Source organism: Actinokineospora inagensis DSM 44258 (genome assembly GCF_000482865.1).
In the GTDB taxonomy this organism is placed as follows: Bacteria; Actinomycetota; Actinomycetes; order Mycobacteriales; family Pseudonocardiaceae; genus Actinokineospora; species Actinokineospora inagensis.
This window is the reverse complement of record NZ_KI519516.1, coordinates 337,674-359,367: the sequence shown is the minus strand read 5'-3', so window position 1 is coordinate 359,367 and position 21,694 is coordinate 337,674. Positions and strand designations below refer to the sequence as shown.

19 protein-coding genes are annotated in these 21,694 nt (G+C 73.1%); 13 read left to right on the top strand and 6 right to left on the bottom strand.

Annotated features, from left to right (window positions below; all coding sequences use genetic code 11):
• Positions 1–24 precede the first annotated feature (24 nt).
• The 10 genes from H504_RS43365 to H504_RS0127715 all read left to right on the top strand — a co-directional run bounded on the left by H504_RS43365 (position 25) and on the right by H504_RS0127715 (position 13,469).
• Complete coding sequence (locus H504_RS43365; RefSeq protein ID WP_245614476.1) at positions 25–636, top strand: DUF397 domain-containing protein; 612 nt, start codon at positions 25–27, stop codon at positions 634–636.
• Between the two features lie 387 nt (positions 637–1,023).
• Positions 1,024–1,809, top strand: a complete 786-nt coding sequence (locus H504_RS0127755; RefSeq protein WP_026425454.1) for an electron transfer flavoprotein subunit beta/FixA family protein — start codon at positions 1,024–1,026, stop codon at positions 1,807–1,809.
• An 11-nt stretch (positions 1,810–1,820) separates the two neighbouring features.
• Positions 1,821–2,789: an electron transfer flavoprotein subunit alpha/FixB family protein gene (locus tag H504_RS0127750; protein ID WP_026425453.1), complete on the top strand. Its 969-nt coding sequence runs from the start codon at positions 1,821–1,823 to the stop codon at positions 2,787–2,789.
• Between the two features lie 152 nt (positions 2,790–2,941).
• Positions 2,942–3,706, top strand: a complete 765-nt coding sequence (locus H504_RS0127745) for a GNAT family N-acetyltransferase (RefSeq protein WP_026425452.1) — start codon at positions 2,942–2,944, stop codon at positions 3,704–3,706.
• Positions 3,707–3,754: 48 nt separating this feature from the next.
• On the top strand, positions 3,755–4,624 hold the full coding sequence (locus tag H504_RS0127740; protein WP_026425451.1) for a lysophospholipid acyltransferase family protein: 870 nt from the start codon (positions 3,755–3,757) through the stop codon (positions 4,622–4,624).
• A gap of 82 nt (positions 4,625–4,706) precedes the next feature.
• Entirely contained in the window at positions 4,707–6,083 is a 1,377-nt protein-coding gene (locus tag H504_RS0127735) for an MFS transporter (protein ID WP_026425450.1), read from the top strand.
• Positions 6,084–6,117: 34 nt separating this feature from the next.
• Positions 6,118–7,338 carry a cysteine desulfurase family protein gene (locus H504_RS0127730; RefSeq protein ID WP_026425449.1) on the top strand — a complete coding sequence of 407 codons (1,221 nt, stop codon included), beginning with the start codon at positions 6,118–6,120 and terminating at the stop codon, positions 7,336–7,338.
• Positions 7,339–7,341: 3 nt separating this feature from the next.
• On the top strand, positions 7,342–8,430 hold the full coding sequence (gene mnmA / locus H504_RS0127725) for a tRNA 2-thiouridine(34) synthase MnmA (protein WP_026425448.1): 1,089 nt from the start codon (positions 7,342–7,344) through the stop codon (positions 8,428–8,430).
• A 537-nt stretch (positions 8,431–8,967) separates the two neighbouring features.
• Positions 8,968–10,830 (top strand): S8 family peptidase, encoded by a 1,863-nt coding sequence (locus H504_RS39075; protein ID WP_051386318.1) that lies wholly within the window; start codon positions 8,968–8,970, stop codon positions 10,828–10,830.
• A gap of 68 nt (positions 10,831–10,898) precedes the next feature.
• Positions 10,899–13,469 (top strand): CHAT domain-containing protein, encoded by a 2,571-nt coding sequence (locus tag H504_RS0127715; protein ID WP_026425447.1) that lies wholly within the window; start codon positions 10,899–10,901, stop codon positions 13,467–13,469.
• Positions 13,470–13,572: 103 nt separating this feature from the next.
• On the opposite strand, the gene H504_RS0127710 is transcribed toward H504_RS0127715, so the two are convergent.
• The 5 genes from H504_RS0127710 to H504_RS0127690 form a co-directional block, all read right to left on the bottom strand.
• Positions 13,573–14,862, bottom strand: coding sequence for an ABC transporter permease (locus H504_RS0127710; RefSeq protein ID WP_026425446.1), 1,290 nt, complete (start codon positions 14,860–14,862; stop codon positions 13,573–13,575).
• Positions 14,862–15,560, bottom strand: a complete 699-nt coding sequence (locus tag H504_RS0127705; protein WP_026425445.1) for an ABC transporter ATP-binding protein — start codon at positions 15,558–15,560, stop codon at positions 14,862–14,864. Before H504_RS0127705 ends, H504_RS0127710 begins: the two co-directional genes overlap by 1 nt.
• Positions 15,557–16,567: an efflux RND transporter periplasmic adaptor subunit gene (locus tag H504_RS0127700; RefSeq protein WP_026425444.1), complete on the bottom strand. Its 1,011-nt coding sequence runs from the start codon at positions 16,565–16,567 to the stop codon at positions 15,557–15,559. Before H504_RS0127700 ends, H504_RS0127705 begins: the two co-directional genes overlap by 4 nt.
• Positions 16,568–16,766: 199 nt before the next feature.
• Complete coding sequence (locus H504_RS0127695) at positions 16,767–17,408, bottom strand: response regulator (RefSeq protein WP_026425443.1); 642 nt, start codon at positions 17,406–17,408, stop codon at positions 16,767–16,769.
• A complete protein-coding gene (locus H504_RS0127690) occupies positions 17,398–18,444 on the bottom strand; it encodes a GAF domain-containing sensor histidine kinase (RefSeq protein WP_026425442.1) in 1,047 nt (348 codons plus the stop codon). The genes H504_RS0127695 and H504_RS0127690 overlap by 11 nt, the downstream gene beginning before the upstream one ends.
• Positions 18,445–18,603: 159 nt before the next feature.
• Here H504_RS0127690 and H504_RS37315 point away from each other — a divergent pair, with 159 nt between their 5' ends.
• Complete coding sequence (locus tag H504_RS37315) at positions 18,604–19,152, top strand: SDR family oxidoreductase (protein ID WP_051386316.1); 549 nt, start codon at positions 18,604–18,606, stop codon at positions 19,150–19,152.
• On the opposite strand, the gene H504_RS0127680 is transcribed toward H504_RS37315, so the two are convergent.
• Positions 19,112–20,002: a serine/threonine dehydratase gene (locus H504_RS0127680; RefSeq protein ID WP_026425441.1), complete on the bottom strand. Its 891-nt coding sequence runs from the start codon at positions 20,000–20,002 to the stop codon at positions 19,112–19,114. The two genes, H504_RS37315 and H504_RS0127680, sit on opposite strands and share 41 nt — an antisense overlap.
• Before the next feature lie 65 nt (positions 20,003–20,067).
• Here H504_RS0127680 and H504_RS0127675 point away from each other — a divergent pair, with 65 nt between their 5' ends.
• Both H504_RS0127675 and H504_RS0127670 read left to right on the top strand, forming a co-directional pair.
• Positions 20,068–21,096, top strand: a complete 1,029-nt coding sequence (locus H504_RS0127675) for a methionine synthase (protein WP_026425440.1) — start codon at positions 20,068–20,070, stop codon at positions 21,094–21,096.
• Between the two features lie 10 nt (positions 21,097–21,106).
• Positions 21,107–21,694: a DUF2867 domain-containing protein gene (locus tag H504_RS0127670; RefSeq protein ID WP_026425439.1), complete on the top strand. Its 588-nt coding sequence runs from the start codon at positions 21,107–21,109 to the stop codon at positions 21,692–21,694.

Sequence of the window (21,694 nt, the reverse complement as noted above, 5' to 3'; positions counted from 1 at the left end):
CGAGGTCCAGTGTCTGAGAGTCCTGTGTCTGAGATTCGCAACGGAATGGCGGCGGACGGCGTGCCCGGGGCGCGGTGGCGCAAGGGCAGCCGCAGCGGCGCCGTGGGCAACTGCGTCGAGGTGTCGCCCATCGACAGCGCGCGCACCGCGATCCGCGACTCCAAGAACGCCTCGGGGTCCGCGCTCGTGTTCCACGGTCCCGTGATCGCGTCGTTCACCCGCGCGGTGAAGGACGGGCACATCACGACTCCGGACGCGTCGCACGCCGCCGAGGCCTACCTGCGCAAGCTCGTCTCCCGTGGTTTCGAGTTCCTGCACCCGCGCGACGCCAGCGGTGAGATCGCCGCCGTGGTCGGTGTCCGCGCGCACCACAACGTGATCGACGTCGTCCGGTTGCACGCCGAGGACGAGGTCATCGCCTCCCGCCTGCCCGGCGACACCGACGACGTGCTCAACCCCAACCCCGACGAGGTGCTCTGGCGCCGCGAGGGCTGGGCGGTCGAGGTGCTCCGCCAGATGATCGACCTGCCCGACGACCGCACCCCCGGCACGCTCGCCTTCCGTGACGACCCGGTGAACGGGGTCTGGGTGCCCACCACCCCCGGCCGGTCGAAGTGGCTGCCCGCGTCGGCGTGAGCCGCCCGGGACCCGTCACGCTGACCTTCGCGACCGGCCCGTGCTCGACCGGCGCGCCACCGGTCGGCACACCGCTGTAGGCACCGCGCCTGAAGGCCACCCGCCAACCCAGGGGGTGGCCTTCAGGCGTGTCCAGGGGTCGGTTCGCCGACAACTGGGGTGGCGGGACGGGGTGATGCCCACGACAGTGGCAGAGGTTTCCGATTGCCACCGATTGCCACCGCGCTACCGGCTAGTAACATGGCCTCGGCGGAGCCCGTCGTGCCCGGCCGGACCGCGGTGGTACCGGACATGGCAAGCTCGGCCGGACCGCACGAAAATCGGGCTCGCCGGCACCCCCGTCGGCCCGCCACCCCGGTGCTCGTCCCAGGAGGTCGAAGCAGACCCATGCCAAACATCGTTGTCCTGGTCAAGCAGGTGCCTGACACGTACTCGGAGCGCAGGCTCACCGACGCCGACCACACCCTGGACCGCGCGTCCGCCGACGCGGTGCTCGACGAGATCAACGAGCGCGCCGTCGAGGAGGCGCTGCTGATCAAGGAGGCCCAGGGCGGCGAGGTCACCGTGCTCAGCGTCGGCCCGGAGCGGGCGACCGAGGCGATCCGCAAGGCGCTGTCGATGGGCGCGGACAAGGCGGTGCACGTCACCGACCCGGCCCTGCACGGCGCCTGCCTGCTGCAGACCACCAGGGTGCTGGCCGCCGCGATCGGCAAGGTCGACGGGGTCGACCTGGTGATCGCGGGCAACGAGGCCACCGACGGCCGCGGCGGCGCCGTCCCCGCCATGCTGGCCGAGGTGCTCGGGTTCCCGCAGCTCACGCACGCCCGCAAGGTCACCGTCGAGGGCTCGGAGATCACCGTGACCCGGGAGACCGACACGGGCCTGACCCACCTGCGGGCGACCCTGCCCGCCGTGGTCAGCGTCGGCGAGAAGATCAACGAGCCGCGCTACCCCTCGTTCAAGGGGATCATGGCCGCGAAGAAGAAGCCGGTCGACACCTTCACCGTGGCCGACCTGGGCATCGACGCGGGCGAGGTCGGGCTCGACGCGGCGAGCACCACCGTCGTCGAGGCCACCCCGAAGCCGCCGCGTTCGGCCGGGCAGCGGGTCGAGGACGCGGGCGACGGCGGCACCAAGATCGCCGAGTACCTCATCGGCCAGAAGATCATCTGAGGAGACGAGACATGTCCGAGGTCCTGGTCCTCGTCGACGAGGTCGACGGTGAGGTCAAGAAGGTCACCTTCGAGCTGCTGACCGCGGCCCGCGAGCTGGGCGAGCCCGCCGCGGTCGTGGTCGCCGCCCCCGGCACCGCCGCGAAGGTGCGCGAGTCGCTGGCCGCCTACGGCGCGGCCAAGGTCTATGTCGCCGAGTCCGACGACGTGGCCAACTACCTGGTCACCCCCAAGGTCGACGTGCTGGCCGCGCTGGTCGGCGCCAAGTCCCCGGCCGCCGTGCTGGTCCCGGCGACCGCCGAGGGCAAGGAGATCGCCGGTCGGCTCGCCGTGCGCACCGACTCGGGGCTGCTGATCGAGGCCGTCGGCGTCGAGTCGGTCGACGGTGCCGTCGTCGGCGTGCAGTCGATCTTCGGTGGCGCGTTCACGGTCCGGGCGAAGGCCACCCGGGGCACCCCGATCGTCACCGTCCGCCCCGGCGGCGTGGACGCGGTCGAGTCGGCGGGCGCCGCGGCCGAGGAGGCCGTCGAGGTCCCCGCGGTCGACCCGGCCAAGGCCACCGCGGTGACCGGTCGCGAGCCGGTGGTCGGTGGCGACCGCCCGGAGCTGACCGAGGCGTCAATCGTGGTCTCCGGCGGCCGCGGTGTCGGCTCCGCGGAGAAGTTCGACGTCGTGGAGCAGCTCGCCGACGCGCTCGGCGCCGCGGTGGGCGCGTCCCGGGCCGCGGTCGACTCCGGCTACTACCCGGCGCAGTTCCAGGTCGGCCAGACCGGCAAGACCGTGTCGCCGCAGCTCTACGTGGCGCTCGGCATCTCCGGCGCGATCCAGCACCGGGCGGGCATGCAGACCTCGAAGACCATCGTCGCGGTGAACAAGGACGCCGAGGCGCCGATCTTCGAGATCGCCGACTTCGGTGTGGTCGGTGACCTGTTCGCGGTCGCCCCGCAGCTCACCGCCGCGGTCGCCCAGCGCAAGGGCTGATCTTTCCCCTGGTCACGGGGCGGCTCCCACCGGGAGCCGCCCCGTGCGCGCGTTCCGGGCCGGGCGACGGAACCGGCAATTCACTCAGTTGCCACTGTCCGGTCATGGCAAATAGCACACGCTTGACGCCGAGATCGCCCTAACCTGCAGGTATGACGCAGGCCCAGGTGCTGGTCAGCACTGCCAAGCCCGGAACCGACGTCCCCACGTACTCGCTGCTCGTCGCGCACGACGGGTCCGAGGTCGAGGCCGCGCAGAGATTGCGCCACCAGGTGTTCGCCGGGGAGATGGGCGCCACCCTGCACACCACGACCCCTGGTCTGGACATCGACCGGTTCGACCCGTTCTGCGACCACCTGGTGGTCCGCGAGGACGCGACCGGGGACATCGTCGGGACCTACCGGATGCTGCCGCCGGAACGCGCCGCCGAGGCCGGGTCGCTCTACTCCGACACGGAGTTCGACCTGTCCGCGCTCGCGGGCATCCGCGGCGCGCTGGTGGAGACCGGTCGCTCGTGCGTGCACCCCGACCACCGCAACGGTTCGGTCGTGTCCCTCGTGTGGGCCGGGATCGCCCGCTACATGCTGCTGTCCGGCCACGGGTTCCTCGCGGGCTGCGCCTCGGTCCCGCTCGCCGACGGCGGTTCGCTCGCCGCGGGGGTCTGGCAAACGGTGCGGGACAAGCACTACACGAACGCGGACCTGCGGGTCCGGCCGCGCGTGCCGTGGGACTTCGAGTCCGTCGCCGCGCCGCCCCGGATCGCGATGCCGCCGCTGCTCAAGGGTTACCTGCGGCTGGGCGCCAAGGTCTGCGGCCCGCCCGCGTTGGACGCCGACTTCGGCGTCGCCGATTTCTTCGTGCTGCTCGACCTCGCCAACGTCGACCAGCGCTACCTGAAGTTCTTCCTGGGGGAGTAGCCCCGGGGGTGGTTCCGTTGTCCTGGTCCGGTTCGGGGGAGTAGCGCCATGGCACACGACTGGATGCCCACGTCACCGTGTGGGCCGAAATGCCTCACCGACGGCGAACCCACCGTCGGCCGCCTCCGGGTCGCCGCCCGGCTCGCCGGTGCCGTCGGCGTCCTGCTGGTCGCCGCCCTGTCGGTGCCGCTGATGCCGGTCATCGGCCGCCGCGGCCGCGACCGGCTGGCCAAGTGGATCTTCCGCGGCGTGCTCGGCGCGTTCGGCGTCCGCCTGGTCGTGCACGGCGGCGCGGCCTTGCGCGCGGGCCGCACCCGGGGCGCCCTGGTCGCCGCCAACCACATCTCGTGGCTGGACATCGCCGCGGTCAACGCCGTCCGGCCGATGCGGGCGCTGGCCAAGGAGGACATCCGGCGGTGGCCGGTCATCGGCCGGGTGGTCGCCGCCGCGGGCACCCTGTTCGTCAACCGGGAAAGCCTGCGGTCCCTGCCCGGCACGGTCGACGCCCTGTCGGACTCGCTGCGCAACGGCTCCCTGGTCTACGTCTGCCCCGAGGGCACCACGTGGTGCGGCCAGGGCATGGGCCACTTCCGCCCCGCCCTGTTCCAGGCCGCCATCGACGGCGGCGTCCCGGTCCGCCCGCTCGCCCTGCGCTACCGCCTCGCCGACGGCCGCGAGAGCACCACCCCCGCGTTCATCGGCACCGAGACGATCATCGACTCGATCCGGCGCACCGCCCGCCTGCGCGGCCTGGTCGTGGAACTGACCGTGTTGGACGAGCTGGCCCCGGGCCGCGCGGCCGACCGCCGCGAGTTGGCCGCCCTCACCGAGGCCGCGCTGAACTCGGCCCTCGGCCGGGTCACCACCATCCCCGCCCAGCGCAGGCGCCGTGCTCGCCCGGCCCGGCTCTCGGCCTGAGCGGCCCCGCCCGTTGCCGGTTGGGCCGGTGTGAGCGAAAAGGGCTGGACCTCCACCGAGGTCGAGGTCCCAAGATGAGTGGGTGACCACGACCGAGGCCAGTCCGGCGCGAACCCGTCCCGGTGCCGAGCTGTGGGCGGCCCGGACCAGGGCCACCACGCTCGGTGTCCTGCTGCTCGTCACCATCAGCGCGTTCGAGCAGCTCGGCGTCTCGACCGCGTTGCCGCGCATGGTCGCCGACCTGCACGGTGGGGCGCTGTACTCGTGGCCGTTCACCACGTACCTGTCCGCCACTGTGGTCGCGACCGTTGTCGGCGGGTGGGTGTGTGACCGGGTCGGCGCGCGGCCGGTGTTGCTGGTCGGGCCGGTCCTGTTCCTGCTCGGCCTCGTCGTGGCCGGGACGGCCGGGTCGATGCCGGTGCTGCTGGCGGCGCGGGTGTTGCAGGGGTTCGGCGGGGGTTCCGAGATCGTCGCCATCTACGTGTTGGTCGCGCTGATCTACCCGGAGCGGGTCCGGCCCGCGGCGTTCGGGTTGCTCGCCGCCGCCTGGGTGGTGCCCTCCATCGTCGGGCCGACGCTGGCGGGTGTGGTGACCGAGCGGTACGGGTGGCGGTGGGTGTTCCTCGGGTTGGTGCCGCTCGCCGTGCTGGGGGTGGTGTTGTTGGTCCCGGCGCTGCGGAACCTGCCCCCGCACGAGCGGCGGCGGCAGACCCGTCGGTGGGTGCCGCTCGCCGCGCTCGCGGCCGGGATCGGCATCCCCGCGATCGGTTGGGCCGCACAACACCCGTCGCTGACCACCCTGTGGCTCGGGCTCGGCGGGGTGGCCCTGCTCGTCCCGTCGCTGCGCGTCCTGCTGCCGAAGGGCACGCTGCTCGGCCGACCGGGGCTGCCCAAGCTCGTGTTGGCCCGCGGCCTGTTCGCCGGGGCGTTCTTCGGGGTTGAGGCGTTCGTGCCGTTGACCCTCACCACCGTGCACGGGTTCGCGCCGTGGATGGCGGGTTTGCCGTTGACCGTCGGCGCGCTCGGCTGGTCGGCCGCCTCGCTCTGGCAGGGCAGGCACCCCGACGTGCCGCGCACCACCCTGATCCGCGCGGGGTTCCTTGCCGTCGTGGTCGGGTTGGCGGCGATGGCGTTCGTGGCGTTCCCGTGGGTCTGGCCCTGGCTGGCGGCGGTGCTGTGGACGGTGTGCGGGGCGGGCATGGGCCTGGCCTTCCCGGCGATCAACGTGTTGGCGCTTGGCCTGACCCCGGCCCACGAGCGCGGGTTCACCTCGTCGGCGCTGCAGGTCAGCGACACCGGGCTGTCCGCGACCCTGATCGGCCTGGGCGGGGTGCTGCTGGCGGCGCTGGCCTCCACCGCCGCCCCCGGGCCCGCACTGGTCCCGATCGACCTGACGATGGCCGGGGTGGCGCTGGTCGGGGCGATCGCGTTCCGCCGGTCCACCGACGACCGGGTGTGACCCCGGGGCCTGGCCGGTCTACCCTGGACGGGCGATGAGCTATCTCGACCACGCGGCCACCACGCCGATCCTGCCTGAAGCGGCCGCGGCGCTGACCGGGGCGTTGTCCGCGTACGGCAACGCCTCTTCGTTGCATTCCTCCGGTCGCCGCGCCCGCCGCGCGGTGGAGGAGGCACGCGAGTCCATCGCCGCCGCGCTGGGCGCCCGGCCGTCCGAGGTGATCTTCACCTCCGGTGGCACGGAGAGCGACAACCTCGCGGTCAAGGGCATCTACTGGGCGCGCAAGGCCGCCGACCCGCGCCGCACCCGGGTGCTGGTGTCCGCGGTCGAGCACCACGCCGTGCTGGACGCCGCGCTGTGGCTGGCCGAGCACGACGGCGCCGAGGTCACCCTGCTCGAGGTCGACGACTTCGGCCGGGTGCACGAGGACACCCTGCGCGCCGCCATCGCCGAGAACCCCGACGACGTGGCCGTGGTCAGCGTCATGTGGGCGAACAACGAGGTCGGCACGGTCAACCCGGTGCGCGAGCTCGCGGGCACCTGCGCCCTGCACGGCATCCCGTTCCACACCGACGCCGTGCAGGCCGTCGGGGTGCTGCCGGTCGACTTCGGCCGCTCCGGCGCGGGCGCGCTGACCCTGTCCGGGCACAAGGTCGGCGGTCCCTACGGCGTCGGCGTGCTGCTGCTGAGCCGCGACGTGGCGTGCACCCCGGTGTCGCACGGCGGTGGCCAGGAACGCGACGTGCGCTCCGGCACCCTGGACGTCCCCGCGATCGTGGCGCTGGCCACCGCGGTCCGCGTCGCCACCGAGCAGCGCGCGCGCCGGTCGACCACCTTGGCCCGGCTGCGCGACGACCTGGTCCGCGCGGTGCGCGCGGTGGTCCCGGACGCGGTGCTCAACGGCGACCCCGGTGAGTCCGAAGTGGACGGTGGACCGTCCAGGCTGCCCGGCAACGCGCACTTCAGCTTCCCCGGCTGCGAGGGCGACAGCCTGCTCATGCTGCTCGACGCGCGCGGCATCGAGTGCTCGACCGGCTCCGCCTGCACCGCGGGCGTGGCGCAGCCGTCGCACGTGCTGCTGGCCATGGGCACCGACGCCGCGGCCGCCCGCGGCTCGCTGCGGTTCTCCCTCGGCCACACCTCCACCGACGCCGACGTCCGGGCGCTCGGCGACGCGATCGGCCCGGTCGTCGCCCGCGCCCGCAACGCCGGGCTGGCCGGACTGCGCCGCGGCGCCTCACCGGCGGAGGTCTGAGTCGTGCGAGTGCTGGCCGCGATGAGCGGGGGAGTGGACTCGGCGGTGGCCGCCGCGCGCGCGGTCGAGGCCGGGCACGACGTGGTCGGCGTGCACCTGGCGCTCTCGGCCAAGCCCGGCACGCTGCGCACCGGCTCCCGGGGCTGCTGCACCGTGGAGGACGCGCACGACGCCCGCCGGGTGGCCGACCTGCTCGGCATCCCGTTCTACGTCTGGGACTTCGCCGAGCGGTTCACCGAGGACGTGGTCGAGGACTTCGTCGCCGAGTACGCCGCGGGCCGCACCCCGAACCCGTGCCTGAAGTGCAACGAGCGGATCAAGTTCGAGGCGCTGCTGGACAAGGCGGTCGCGCTCGGCTTCGACGCGGTCTGCACCGGCCACTACGCCCGTCTCGCGACCGTCGACGGCAAGCCGGAACTGCGCCGCGCGGCCGACCCGGACAAGGACCAGTCCTACGTGCTGGCGTCGCTGACCGCCGAGCAGCTCGCGCACGCGATGTTCCCGCTGGGCGGCTCGGTGAAGTCGGACGTGCGGGCCGAGGCGGCCGAGCGCGGGCTGGCCGTCGCCGAGAAGCCGGACAGCTACGACATCTGCTTCATCCCCGACGGGGACACCAGGGCCTTCCTGACCGGCAAGCTCGGCACCCGCCCCGGGACCCTGGTCGACGACCAGACCGGCGCGGTGCTCGGTGTGCACGCCGGGGTGCACGGGTTCACCGTCGGGCAGCGGCACGGCCTGGGCATCGACACCCCCGCCGCGGACGGCAAGCCCCGGTACGTGCTCTCGCTCGAACCGGTCCGGGGCACCGTGCGGGTCGGCCCGGCGGAGCGGCTGGCGGTCCGCGAGATCCTCGGCGACCGGCCGGTCTGGCCCTCCGGCGACCCGCTGACCGGCACCGTCGAGTGCGTGGCGCAGATCCGCGCGCACGGCGGCACCACCCCGGCCACGGCGTCGCTTGTGGACGGTCGACTGCTCGTCCACCCGGTCGGCGAACTGCGCGGGGTCGCCCCTGGGCAGGCCGTTGTGCTCTACCGCCCGGACCCGGCGGGCGATGTCGTGCTGGGCAGCGCGATGATTTCCGCGACCGGCTAGCGGCTGGTCCCACGCATTCTGCGAGCGCCCGGTCACTCCGGCGTAAGTGTCGAACACCGGTGCGATAATGCGGTCCGGTTCCGGGCTCGGCGAATTCCCCTGGTTTGTCCACAGTGGATTCTCGGAATTTTCAAGATCATTCTGGCCGGTTCGCCGCTCACCTGTTCGAATAGCGCGAACCGGCACAGTGGACGACTCCCGTGCGTGCGCCCGCGCGCGCTCTCCGTACCCGATGGGGGCGTTGCGCGGCCACGATGATTGCTGTTCGCTTCCCCCAGGTCCGGCCTGGTCGCACGAAGATCCATTCCGAGCGGCCGGTCACTGCGCTGTCCGAGTGGACGTTGTTCGGTCGGCCCCGGTTTTCGCTTACTGATCGTTACCTCGGTATCAGCGGAGAGTTGATCCCAAATGCGCGTTACGCAGGGGGTTTGTCAATCGATGTATCTCATGACCACGATTCTGCTCTACTACGGTTGAGAGCAGGTCGGCGGGCGAACGACACCGACCGTGACCAACGACTTTCGGGGTGGGTAATCCATGGCGGACGTGCGGGCCAACGGGGGGCAACCGAACGAGCCGAACGAGCGGACCGGATCCCGCGGCGGGGTCCAGACCGGACCGGATCTCTCCCGGTTCACCCAGGTGATCAACCTGGGCGCCGACGTCCTGGTGCGACACCGGGCCAGGATTCTCGACCCGTCCACCGCGGTCCCCGGCGAGCGCGGCCGCCGCCCGGACTCGACCGCCTACCGCTACAACACGCTGCTGGTGCCGCTGGGCATCGCGCGTGACCGGCGGCAGATCGCGAAGTTCAACCACGTGTTGGCCCGGATCGGCGTCCGCATGGTGCTCCGGTTGCCCGAGACGCCGACCTGGCGCCGGGCCGTGGCCGAGTTCGACGCCGACGTCGCCGTGCCGATGCTGCTGGAGGTCCGCGAGGACGCCGTCGTCGAGGCGGCCCCGGACCCGTGGACCGTGCTGGCGAACCTGCGCCGCGCCCTCGGGCCGGACGCGGTGCGCGGCATCGGCCTCGAACACCTGGCGCTGGCCGCTTCGGTCGGGATGGACGGCCACACCGAGCCGGACGCGGGCACCGGCACCACGTACAGCGCCGCGGCTCCCGGCGCCGCGCCGTCCCACGTGCACTACGGGGCGGGCTACAACGCCGGGTACAGCGCCGCCGTCTCCGCCCATTGGGGTGCCGCGCCGTTCGGCAACGGTGTCCCCTTCGGCAACGGGGTTCCGTTCGGCAACGGCGTCCCCTTCGGCAATGGAGTGCCGTTCGGCAACGGGGTCCCGGTCGGCTACAACGGCGGCGCGATCGCGCTCGGCAACGGGCAGCGCAACGCGGTGCGGGTGTTCATGCCCAAGCCGCACCGCCGCAAGCCGACCGCGCTCCGGGCGGGCAGGCGGCCGGTGGTCGCGGTGCTGGACACCGGCATCGGCCCGCACCCGTGGCTGACCATCGGCCCCGCGCACACCGACCCGGTGGTCGAGGTCTCCGACGACTTCCAGGGTCTGCTCAACGACCTGGAGACCACGCTCACCGACCAGAGCGGTGGCGCGCTGCCGTCGATGATCTCGCCCATCGACGAGCGCGACGTGCTGCAGCCGCTGCTCGGGGTGACCGACTCGCACTCGGGGCACGGCACCTTCGTCACCGGTCTGGTGTTCCAGAACTGCCCGGACGCGCGCATCCTGTCGCTGCGGGTCCTGCACACCGACGGCATCACCACCGACGGCTCGGTGCTGCTGGCCCTGGAGTGGTTGCGCGAGCGGGTCGCCTCCGCGCTGGCGGGCGGGCGGCCGGAGGACCTGGTCGACGTGGTGTCGCTGTCGCTGGGCTTCTACCCGGAGAACACCGACCAGCAGACCGGGCGGCAGCTCACCGAGGCGGTCCGCAAGCTCACCGACCTCGGCGTGCTCGTCGTCGCCGCGGCGGGCAACGACGCCACGACGCGGCCGTTCATCCCGGCCGCGATGGCGCTCAACCACGACAGCTCCAACAGCGGCAACCCGCTGCTGATCGCGGTCGGCGCGCTCAACCCGTCCGGCAAGTCGGTCGCCGCGTTCAGCAACGAGGGCGACTGGGTCACCCGGTGGGCGCCGGGCAACGCCGTGGTCAGCACCGTCCCGCTGTGGCAGGGGCCGGAGGAACCGGAGCTGGAGACCCCCGGGCCGGGCGCGCTGCCCAGGGCCACCCTGGACCCGGACGACCTCACCAGCGGCTTCGCCGTGTGGGCGGGCACCTCGTTCGCGGCCCCGGTGGTCGCGGGCATGATCGCGGGCAGGCTCGCCGAGTTGGCCGACGCGAGCACCCCAGAGGACCGGGTCGTCCGGGCCGGGCTGGCCCGCGACCTGTGCGACGGCGACCTCGCCGAGCTCGGCTGGCGTAGCTGAGGCACTAGTGGTTCGAAACCGCCGTGCCGCGTCCACCACCGGTGGACGCGGCACGTAGGGTTGACGGTATGCCCGCTGTCCGGCGTGCAGGCGCGCTCTACCGCCGTGGCCGCAAAGCCGTGTACGCCTACACCTTCGCTCGCGCGCGAGCGCTGCTCGGCGAGGCGTTGGCCGTGCTGGACACCGCGCCGTCGCAGACCGCGGTCGAGGTCGTCGAACTGCGGGTGCGCATCCTGGTCACCCTCGCCTACGCGGAGACCGAGGGCGCCACCATCACCCAGGGCATCCGCAGGCTCTCCGACGCCGACGCGCTGGTCGGCACCGTGTCCGACGGGGCGCTGCGGGCCGAGCTGGCCGGGCTTTCCCTGGAGCAGCGCGGGTTCCTGCACATCCGGGCCGGTGCCATCGACCTCGGTCTCGACCTGCTGTCCGAGGCGGCCGACCTGTTGCGGGCCGGTCTCGCCGCGGGTTCCGGTGACCCTTACGTGTTGGCCAGCCTCTACCTCAACCGCAGCCTGGCCCAGATCGAACGCGCGCACACCGCCGCCGCCATCGCCGAGCTCGACACGTGCATCGAGCTGTGCGAGCGGTACGGCCTGCACGACATCGCCATCAAGGCCCGGCACAACCGCGGTTACGTGGCCCACATGATCGGCGACGTGCCGACCGCGCTGCGCTACTTCGCCGAGACCACCCGCGAGTGCGCCGCCCGCGCCCCCGGCATGCTGCCGGTCGCCCAGCTCGACCAGGCCCGCGCCCTGCTCGCCGGTGGCCTGGTCGACGAGGCCGCCCGGCACCTCGACGACGCGCTGCCCCGGTTGCGCCGCCAACGCGTCGGTCAGGACGCCGCCGAGGCCGAGGTCGCCCGCGCCGCCGCCGCCCTGCTGCACGGCGACACCGCCCAGGCCCGCAGGCGCGCCCGCCGCTCCGAGCGCATGTTCCGCCGCCGCGGCAACGAGCGCTGGGCCGCCGTGGCCGCCCTGGCCGCGCTGCGCGCCGACACCCTCGACGCCCTCGACCGGTCCCGCATCTCCGCGACGTTGCCCGCCACCGCCGTCCAGCTCGCCGACCAGCTCCGCGGCCTGCTGCTGGAAGACGAGGCCGCGCTGGCCCTGATGCTCGCCATCCGCCTGGAGATCCGCCGCGGCAACCTCGACACGGCGGCCAAGCTGCTCGCCCAGGTCCCCAAGCCCCGGGCCACGACCCCGGTCGACCACCGGATGCTGCTGCGCCTGTGCCGCGCGGAACTGGCCGTCGCCGAGTCCGACATCCGCGCCGCGCTCGGCCAGGCCCGCGCCGGGCTGTCCGAACTGGGCCGGGCCCGCGACCGGATGGGCGGCCTGGAACTGGTCTGCGGCACCGCCGTGCACGGCAGGCACCTCGGCGAACTCGCCGTGAAGCTCGTCCTGGAACGCCCCCGCCCGGACGCGCGCAGGCTGTTCGGTTGGCTGGAGCGCACCCGCGCGCAGGTCTACCGCTACGAACCCGTGCCCGACATCCGCGACGCCAACATCGCCGAGAAGGCCGCCGAGCTCCGCCTGGCCAAGCGCACCGCCCAGTTGACCCGCCTCGCGGGCCGCTCCGCCGACGAGCTGGAGAAGCAGACCGCCGTCCTGGAACGCGAGATCGAACGGCAGGGCTGGTACGCGAGCCCGTGGGGCAAACCGCGGCCGGTCGCGACGCTGGAAGCGGTGTCGCCCGCCCTGCTCGGCCGCGTGCTGGTCTCGTTCGCCACGTCGGGCGACGAGGTCGTCGCCGTCGTGGCCTCCGGGACCGGCGCCAGGATGGTCCGCCTCGGTTCGGCCACCGAGGCGGCGGAATGGGCCGCCCGGCTGCACGCGGACCTGGATGTGTTGGCGCCGGACACCTTGCCGCCGCCGGTGGTGGAGGTCGTCAAGGCCTCGGCCGCCCGGAGCGCGGGAGGGTTGGATCGTCAGCTCATCCAACCGCTGCTGCCGTTGATCGACGACCACGAGCTGGTGATCATCCCGACCGGCCCGCTGTACGCCGTGCCCTGGGGGAGCCTGCCGTCGCTGTGGGGCCGCCCGCTGGTCGTCGCCCCGTCCGCGACCGCCTGGCTCAGCGCCACCACCGGCGTGTCCCCCAAGGGCCGCACGGTCCTCGCCCGCGGACCGATGCTCACCGGCCTGGTCGCCGAGGAGGGACCACTCCGGGCGGTCTACCCGGACGCCGTCGCCTTGGACGGTGAACACGCGACAGTCGCCGATGTGCTGACCGCGTTGGACGGGGCCGAACTCGCGCACATCGCCGCGCACGGCGAACACGAACCCACCAACGCGTTGTTCTCCCGGCTCGAACTCGCCGACGGACCGCTGTTCGCCTACGAAGTCGCCCGCCTGCGGCAACCCCCGCGTCAGGTCGTCCTGGCCGCCTGCGAACTCGCCCTCAACTACGTGCGGCCCGGGGATGAGGCCCTGGGTTACGCGGGTGCCCTGCTGGCCAGCGGCGTCCGCACGGTGGTCGCCGCCACCACCCGCGTCGGCGACGAGTCAGCCGCGACGGCGATGATCACCTACCACCGCCACCTCACCGCTGGGGTGAACCCGGCACGGGCACTGGCGGAATCCATCGCGGAAGACCCGTACCGCAGGCCGTTCATCTGTCTCGGCGCGGGATGAGGCAACCCGCCGGGCCAGTGTCCTTTGTGCTCTGTGATAGCGGATGTGGCGCGCCCCCTGCCGCGGGTGGGAGGGCGGCAGGGGGCGCGGTCCGCTGTCATGGCTAGGCGCGCATGACAGTGGCGATGGGGATGCGGGCCGCTCGGATCGCGGGGAGGAGCCCGCCCAGGATGCCCGCTACCAGACCCGCCGCGACGCCTGCCACGCCTGCCTCCCAGGGGAAGCCGACGTTCTGCAGTGACGGGTGGTTGCCGCCGAAAAGCCTGCTCCCCAGTTGCAGTCCGACCACCCCGGTGCCGATGGCGGTGGCGGCGGTGAGCAGGCCGATGATGAGGGTCTCGGCCAGCACGATGCCCGCCAGCAGCAGTCTCGGCGTCCCCACCGCGCGGCGGAGGGCGAACTCCTCGACGCGTTCGCCGACGGTGGCGAGGCCGACGTTGAGGATGCCCGCGATGCCGATCAGCAGGACCAGCGCCGCCATCCCGTAGAAGATCCAGCGCATCATGTCGAGCTGACCGCCGATGCGTTCGCGGGAGTCGACGGTGCGGGGGAAGAACGGCGAGGTGGGGGAGAGTTTCGCCTGCAGGTACTGCTCGACGGCGCCTGCCGACTGGGTGCGCAGGACGGTGAGACCGGATGAGGTGCCCAGGGTGCTCGCGGGGATCCAGTTCACCAGCTCGTCAAGTCGCATGTAGACAGTCGGCTGGGCTTGGCCGTCGTGGATGGTGCCGATGACCTGCGGGGTGGAGTGCGCCCTCGCCGAGTCCATCCGCATCTCGGCGGGCAGCCGGTACCGGGTGAACGCGTCGGCGGCCTCGTTGTTGAGGACCAGCCGCGGCGCGAACGAGGCCGCGCCGGTGAAGTCGAGCCAACTGCCGGACACGGTGGGGAACGGGCGGAACGGGCGGATGTCGCCGGTGAGGGCGACCAGCCGGACCTCGATCGCCTGACCGCGCGGCGGCGGGGCCTCGGTGGACGGCTCCGGGTAGCACATGTTGTTGTCGCAGATCATCTTGGTCGCCCCGCCGCCCTGGTCGGCGTACTTGAGCGGCATGGCGCCCGGGTTGATCGGGGTGACGCCGGGCTCGCCGATGATCGCGTTCGTCTCCACGACGCCGACGGCGTCGGCGCGGCCGCGCAACGCGTCGAGCACGACCGGGGCGGTCTGCTCGTTCGGCGGCATCGAGATCACCACGGTGCCGTCCTTGCCCTCGGACAGCTCGATGTCGGTCAGCAGCTCCCGGTTCGCCAGCACCGAACTGGTCTGAACCACGATCACCGCGAGCACCCCGAGGAACAGGCTGATCATCGACAGGAAAGTGCGCAGTTTGCGCGCCCGGATGCCCTGCAGGCCGATCACCAGCGCGGAACGGAACCGCCCGGACAGCGCCATCAGACCGACACCCCCGCCCGCTCGGTGACCAGCACGCCGTCGTTGAGCCGCAGCACCCGGCCCATCCGGTTCGCGTGCGCGTGGTCGTGGGTGACCAGCACCAGCCCGCAGCCGCGCTCGGTCGCCGCGTGCAGCACGTCGATCACCAGCGCGCCGGTCTCGGTGTCCAGGGCGCCGGTCGGTTCGTCGGCCAGCAGGATCCGCGGCTCGCGGACCAGCGCGCGGGCGATCGCGACCCGTTGCTGCTCGCCACCGGAGAGCCGCGGCGGCCGCTGCTTGGCCAGGTGCGCGACGCCGACCTGGTCGAGCGCGGCCATCACCCTGGCCCGGCGCCTGCGCCGCGCCGCCCAACCCTGCCCGTTGACCAGCGCCATCGCCACGTTCTGCATCGCGGTGAGGTGCTTGAGCAGGAAGAACCGCTGGAACACGAACCCGAACTCGGCGCTGCGCAGCCGGGCCGCCCTGCGCTCGGCGATCCGGCTGATGTCGTTGCCGTGCAACAGGTACTGGCCGTCGTCCGGCCGGTCGAACAGGCCGATGAGGCTGAGCAGGGTGCTCTTGCCGGACCCGGACCGGCCGAGGATGGCCACCGACTCGCCCGCGTGCAGCGTCATGTCCACACCGGACAGGATGGACCGCGGCTCGCCCTGCCCCTTCAGGGTCTTGCCGACCCCGGTGAGCTGGATCAGCGGGGTCACTTGCCCGGCCCCCCGTTCGGCTGCTGGGCGGGCGGCAGGCTCGGACCGGGCACGGCCAGCGTCTCGGTGCCGGTGAGCCCGGACTTGACCTCGATGAACTGGCCGTCGGTCAACCCGAGCACGACGTCCTTGGTCTGCCGCGCGCCGTTGGCGTCGAGCACGTCGACCTTGCCCGCGCTCTCCCGGCCCGCGACCGCCTCGACCGGGGCGACCAGCGCGTCCTTGGCCCGCGCGGTGGTCACCTCCAGGGTCGCGTCGGCGCCGTTGATCATGCGGACCCCGGCGGGCGGGACGCAGACCAGCCGCATGCCGGTGGACTCCGACGGGGTGCGGCCGTCCTGCTGCTGTTCCGGCGCCTGCGGCTGTTGCTGCGGCACGGGCGGGTTGGCCTGACCCGGGTCGACCGGGACCTGCTGCGCCGGGACCTGCGGGGCGGGTGGCGCCGGGATGGTGCCCGGCGGGAGCGCGGCGGTGGTGCCGAGCACGGAGCAGTCGAACGGACCGGGACCGCTCTTGATCTGCGCGCGGACCACGCCGAGACCGTCGGCGAGCGCGTACGCCTGCCCGCCGTCGATGTCGGCGACCAGGGCGTAGCCGCCGTACTTCGCCGACACGACCGGGGTTCCGGCGGTGACGTTGGTCTTGTCGTCGACGAGCCTGCCCGCGAAGGTCGACCCGGCCGGGACGTCGACCGGGGTCGACTTGCCCTTCACCCACACCGACCCGGCCCTGGTGGGCTTGGCCGGGGTACCGGGGGTGTCCTTGACCTCGACGTACCGGATCTGGCCGTCCACCGGGGCGGCGAGCCCGAACACCGGGTTGAGCGCCACCTTGCCCTTGAGGCTCACCTTGGCGGTGAGGTCCATGCGGGTCAGCGTCGCCGTGGTCATGGTGGTGCCGCGTTCGGCGAGGCCCGGGGTGGGCGGTCCGGCGGTCGATGCGGAGCAGCCCGCGACGGCGGTGACGGCCGTGACGGCGAGCGCGGTGAGGATGAGCCGTGGGTTCACCCAGTACCCCCAATGGTTCGTGAACCGAGTGTCGACCGCACTATACACACGGTGAATAGTTCGGGTTCGCGGTGCCATCCGACGATCGGACCATCCGGTGTTCGCGCCGAGAAGTGCCCGCGCCGAAACCAGAACCGGGTGTCACTGGAAAAGACGCCGCCCCGACGGTCCGGGTTGCCACGCCCGGCGAACCCGACCGCTAGCTGCCGGTCGCCACCAACCCGGTGCGGACCGCGTAGAGCGCGGCCTGGGTGCGGTCGTGCAGGCCGAGCTTGCCCAGGATCGCCGTCATGTGCGACTTCACCGTCTTCTCCGACAGGGTCAGCTTCCGCGCGATCTCCCGATTCGAGTTGCCGCGCGCCACCTCGCCCAACACCTCCCGCTCCCGGGTGGTCAGCGCGGCACCACCCGGTCGCGCCTCGCCCTCCGCCAACAACCGCGCGGCGGCGGGGTGCAGCAGCACGTGCCCGGCGTGCACGGACCGGACCGCCACGGCCAACGCGAACGGGTCGACATCCGGGCAGACGTAACCGGCCACCCCGGCGCGCACGGCGGGCACGACCGCCACCGGCTCGGTGGCGCCGGTGATGACCAGCACCCGCGCCTTGTTCCCCGCCTCACGCAGCGCGTTGAGCGCGGAAACCCCGTCCGCGCCGGGCATCCGCAGCCCCAGCACCACCACGTCCGGTCGCAGCCGCTGCGCCTCGACGACGCAGGACGCCCCGTCACCGGCCTCACCGACCACGGTGATGTCGTCCTGCAGGTCGAGGAACGTGCGCACCCCGTGCCGCACCACCGGGTGATCGTCGACCACCAGCACCTTGATCAGCTCAGTCCACACCGGGCACCTCCAGCCGTAGCGCCGTCCCCCGTGGCCCGGTCGAGTGGACCCGCAGCAGGCCACCCACCGCCACCACCCGTGCGCGCAGCGCCGCCAGGCCCCGCTCCCCGGCGCCCACCCGCGCCCCGTCGTCGGCCACCTCCAACACCACCACGCCCGCCTCGACCCGCAGCTCCACCCGGACCCGCCGGGCCCGCGCCCGCCGAACAGCGGTGAGCAGCGCCTCCTGCAGCACCCGCAACACCGCCTCCTCCTGGGGCGCCGCCAACCGCGGCACGGCGCCGCCGCGGAACACTACGTCCACTCCGGGCAGCCGGTCCAGCAGCGCCACCTGTGTCCCGATCGCGGGTGCCAGACCGTCGCGGGCGACTACCGGCCGCAACCCCGCCGCCACCGCCGCCAACCCGTCGGCGACCGCGCCCGCCAGCCCGCGCACCACGTCCCACTGCCCGTACGCCGCCACCGGGTCCCGCCGCGCCAACAACCCGGCCGACTCGGCGGCCAACCGCAACCCGAACACCTGTTCGCGCACCGCGCCGTGCGCCTCGCGCGCCACCCCGGCCCGCTCCCGCGCGACCGACAACTCCCGCACCCGCTCCCGCAACCGCCCGGTGACCACGGCGACGGCCACCTGCGCCGCCAACAACGCCACCGCGTCCTCATCGCGCGCGGTGAACCCACCGGGGCCGGTTTTGTCGGCGACGTAGAGCTCGCCGAGCACCTCGGCGCCGTCGGACACGGGCACGCACAGGAACTCGCCGGGCGCGGGATGCCCGGCAGGCCACCAGTCGAACCGCTCACCCGGCCGGATCCCGTTGAGCCGCACCGGGTCCGGCCCGGTCAGCACCCGCCCGCGCGGCACCGGCCCGATCGTCAGCCACCGCCCGTCGACGAACCCACCCGCGTAGCGCGCGCCGACCAACCCGCGCGCGGAGGAGAGAACCACCCGCAGCACACCGCGCGCGGACAACCGCGTCGCCCCCGCCACCACGACGGCGCTGACAGCGCGCAGCCCATCCCCCCCAATCCCGCTCATGACCCCAAGGTACCGACCCCATCCGACGAAACCGCTAGTCCTAGGACCAAAGTCGGAGAAAACTCCCACCTCGGGTCCGATGGCACCCCAGCAGCCTTTCCCTACCGTTGACCCGAACAGGTACTCAACGGACGGATGGTCAACGGACGGAGAAACCCCATGCCCACCGCGATTGTCACCGGCGCCGCCCGCGAGCTCGTGCGCGCCCTCGCCGCCGCCGGGTGGTCCGTCGTCACCACGGCCCGCGACCCGGCCACCGGGAAACCATTGCCGGACAGCGCGATCAACACCCCCGGCGCTCGCGAAACGGTTGTAGTCCCCGGCGACATCACCGAACCCGCGCACCGCGACCGGCTCATCGCCGCCGCGGACGCCCGTGGCGGCGCGGCGTTGGTGGTGCACGACATCGGCGCACCGGACCCACCCGGTGTGCTCGCCTGCCTTCCCGTACCCGCCCTGCGCGTGGCCTTCGAGCGCGCGGTGACCGCGCCGTTCGCCCTTACGCAGTTGGCGTTGCCCGCGCTGCGCCACCACCGCGGTGCCGTCGTCACCATCACCTCGGGCAGCGCGTCCGGGATTTGCCTTGCCGCGGTGGAACAGTTGGGCAAGGTGCTGTCGAGAGAGGAACCCGCCGTCCGGGTGTGGTTGGCCCGCGTGGGCGGTGGCGTCAGCCCGCGGTCCAGTCGCTGTTGGCACCGCACAGGATGAGGCACGGGAGGGCGGCGGAGACGCGACCGGTGCGCCACGCGGCCAGCGGCACGGCCCCCGCCGGTTCCACCGCGAGCCGGAACTCGTCCCACAGCAGGTCCCGCGCGGCCAGGATCTCCGCGTCGGTCACCAGGGTGGTGGTCACCGCGCCGCCGCGCACGATGTCGAACGGCAGCGCGCCGACCCGGGTGGCACCCAGGGCCGAGGAGGCGACGGAGGAGACCGGCGAGTCGACCGGCGTCCCGGCGGCGAGCGCGTCGTGCATGGCCTGGCAGCCGACTGGTTCGGCGAGCGCCACCGGCCGTCGGCCGCCGAGGACCGTGCCCGCCGCCAGCCCGCCGCCGCCCACGGCGACGACGAAGGTGTCGATGTCCGGCGCCTCGGCGACGCATTCGGCGGCGCAGGTGCCTTGTCCGGCGACGACAAGGGGGTCGTCGTACGCGGGCACGTACCGGGCGCGGGTGTCAGCGGCCTCGGTGAGCGCGGCGGCGGAGGCCTCGGCGTAGGTGTTCCCGTGCCGGACGAGCGTGGCGCCGGTTGCCTCGATCCGGCGGGTCTTGGACTCGGGTGCCCGCACGGGGACGTAGACCGTCGCGGGCAGGTCGAGCACCCGCGCGGCCGTGGCGACGGCGAGCCCGTGGTTCCCACCCGACGCGGTGACAACGGCGGCGGGCAGTTCACCGCCGAGCAACGCGTTCAGCGCGCCCCGCAGTTTGAACGACCCCGTCCGCTGCACCTGTTCCAGTTTCAGCACAACGGCCCGACCGTCCACCTCGGTCCGCAGGATCGGGGTCCGCCTGATGTGCGGTGCGATCCGGTCTGCCGCCGCGGCGACGTCGCTGTGGTCCACAGCCGCCGATGCTAACCGGGCAGCCCGCCGCGCGGCGGGTCGAGACGATCGAGCAGACTCGGACCGTGAGCACCGCACCTTGGCCTCCCGGTACCGCCACCGGGATCGGTTCCCTGCCCGGGACAGACCCAGCGGAGGCCGCCGCCACCGTGCTCGGTGAGCTGCCGGACCTACCGCATGTGCCGGAGCTCCCCGCGCGTGGTCTCGGTGCGGACATCTTGGGTCGCACGGCCGCGTTGCTGGTGGACCTACCGATCGAGGTAGTGCCGTCGGGTTACCGGGTCACGGCTCGACCCGGCATCGACCACCGTCGAGCCACCGACCTGATCCGCTGGGACCTCGACGCCGTCGAGGAGGCCGTCGAGCGCCTGGGCACGCCGCCCGCCCTGCTCAAGGTGCAGGCGGCAGGCCCGTGGACGCTCACCTCGGGGGTCGAGCTGCCCCGCGGGCACAAGGTCCTCACCGACCGGGGCGCCCTGCGCGAGTTTGCCGACTCGCTGGCCGAGGGCCTGTCCCGGCACGTCGCGGAGGTGCGGCGGCGAACCGGGACCGAGGTCGTCGTGCAGCTCGACGAACCCAGCCTGCCCATGGTCCTCGCGGGCGCGATTCCCACCCCATCGGGTTACGGCACGGTGCCCGCGGTGGCCGAGCCGGAGGCCCGGGAGATCCTGGCCACCGTCGTCAGTGCGGTCAAGGCGGCGACCAACCAGCCGGTGGTCGTGCACTGCTGCGCCCCCAACGCCCCGTTGCGCCTGCTCCAGCAGGCCGGGGCGGACGCGATCGCGTTGGACGTGACGCTGCTGAGGTCCGAGCAGTTGGACGAGGTGGGCGAGGTCTGGGACGGGGGAGCGGTGCTGTTCCTCGGGGTGGTGCCGAGCACCGATCCGGGCAGGCCGGTCTCCCTCCGCCAGGCCGCCGAGCCCGCGCTCCGGCTGGTCGACCGCCTCGGCTTCAACCGCGCCTTCCTCGCCGAACGGGCGGTGGCGACCCCGACCTGCGGACTCGCCGGCGCGACGACCAGTTGGGCCCGCCGCGCGATCTCGCTGACCCGGGACATCGGCAAGGCCTTCGTCGAGCCCCCGGAAGGCTGGTAGGGACAACGACATGAGGCTCCCCGACACCGCGCACACCCGTCAGCCGTGGCGCATCCACGAGCTCGCCCCCGACTTCCACCTTGAGGATGTCTGGGCACTACCCACCCCCGGCGGCGTCGAGGACTTTCCCCGCCTGGTGCGGCTCGCCGCGGACCGCGACTCCGCCGACACCCCCTCCCGGTTCGCCCGTGCGCTGGTCGCGATCCGCCGCGGGTTGGGCGCGTGGTTCGGCTGGGACGCCCCGGACTCCGGCGTCGGCTCCCGAGTGGCGACGTTGCGCGAGCGGCTGCCCGCCGACCTGCTGGCCGCGCCACCGGGCCCCACCTTCGCCAACCGCCCCTTCACCTCCGTCTACCTGACCGAGACCGAATGGGCGGCCGAGATCGCCAACCGGACGGTGCACGCGGTCATGCACCTGGCCTGGGTCCCCGACGGCACCGGCCGCTACCGGGGCCAGATGGCCGTACTGGTCAAACCGAACGGCAGACTGGGACAGGCCTACATGAAGGCCATCGCGCCGTTCAGACACCTGGTCGTCTACCCACCGCTGATCCGACACTTCGGCCAGGCGTGGCAGGCGACCCCGCCGAACCACTAG

Bases quoted from the DNA above. Each gene is read 5' to 3' on its own strand.
- H504_RS0127690 (WP_026425442.1), bottom strand. From the start codon at position 18,444: ATGAGCGGGATTGGGGGGGATGGGCTGCGCGCTGTCAGCGCCGTCGTG.
- H504_RS0127715 (WP_026425447.1), top strand. From the start codon at position 10,899: ATGCCCGCTGTCCGGCGTGCAGGCGCGCTCTACCGCCGTGGCCGCAAA.
- H504_RS0127710 (WP_026425446.1), bottom strand. From the start codon at position 14,862: ATGGCGCTGTCCGGGCGGTTCCGTTCCGCGCTGGTGATCGGCCTGCAG.
- H504_RS39075 (WP_051386318.1), top strand. From the start codon at position 8,968: ATGGCGGACGTGCGGGCCAACGGGGGGCAACCGAACGAGCCGAACGAG.
- H504_RS0127670 (WP_026425439.1), top strand. From the start codon at position 21,107: ATGAGGCTCCCCGACACCGCGCACACCCGTCAGCCGTGGCGCATCCAC.
- H504_RS0127755 (WP_026425454.1), top strand. From the start codon at position 1,024: ATGCCAAACATCGTTGTCCTGGTCAAGCAGGTGCCTGACACGTACTCG.
- H504_RS37315 (WP_051386316.1), top strand. From the start codon at position 18,604: ATGCCCACCGCGATTGTCACCGGCGCCGCCCGCGAGCTCGTGCGCGCC.
- H504_RS0127745 (WP_026425452.1), top strand. From the start codon at position 2,942: ATGACGCAGGCCCAGGTGCTGGTCAGCACTGCCAAGCCCGGAACCGAC.
- H504_RS0127750 (WP_026425453.1), top strand. From the start codon at position 1,821: ATGTCCGAGGTCCTGGTCCTCGTCGACGAGGTCGACGGTGAGGTCAAG.
- H504_RS0127740 (WP_026425451.1), top strand. From the start codon at position 3,755: ATGGCACACGACTGGATGCCCACGTCACCGTGTGGGCCGAAATGCCTC.
- H504_RS0127730 (WP_026425449.1), top strand. From the start codon at position 6,118: ATGAGCTATCTCGACCACGCGGCCACCACGCCGATCCTGCCTGAAGCG.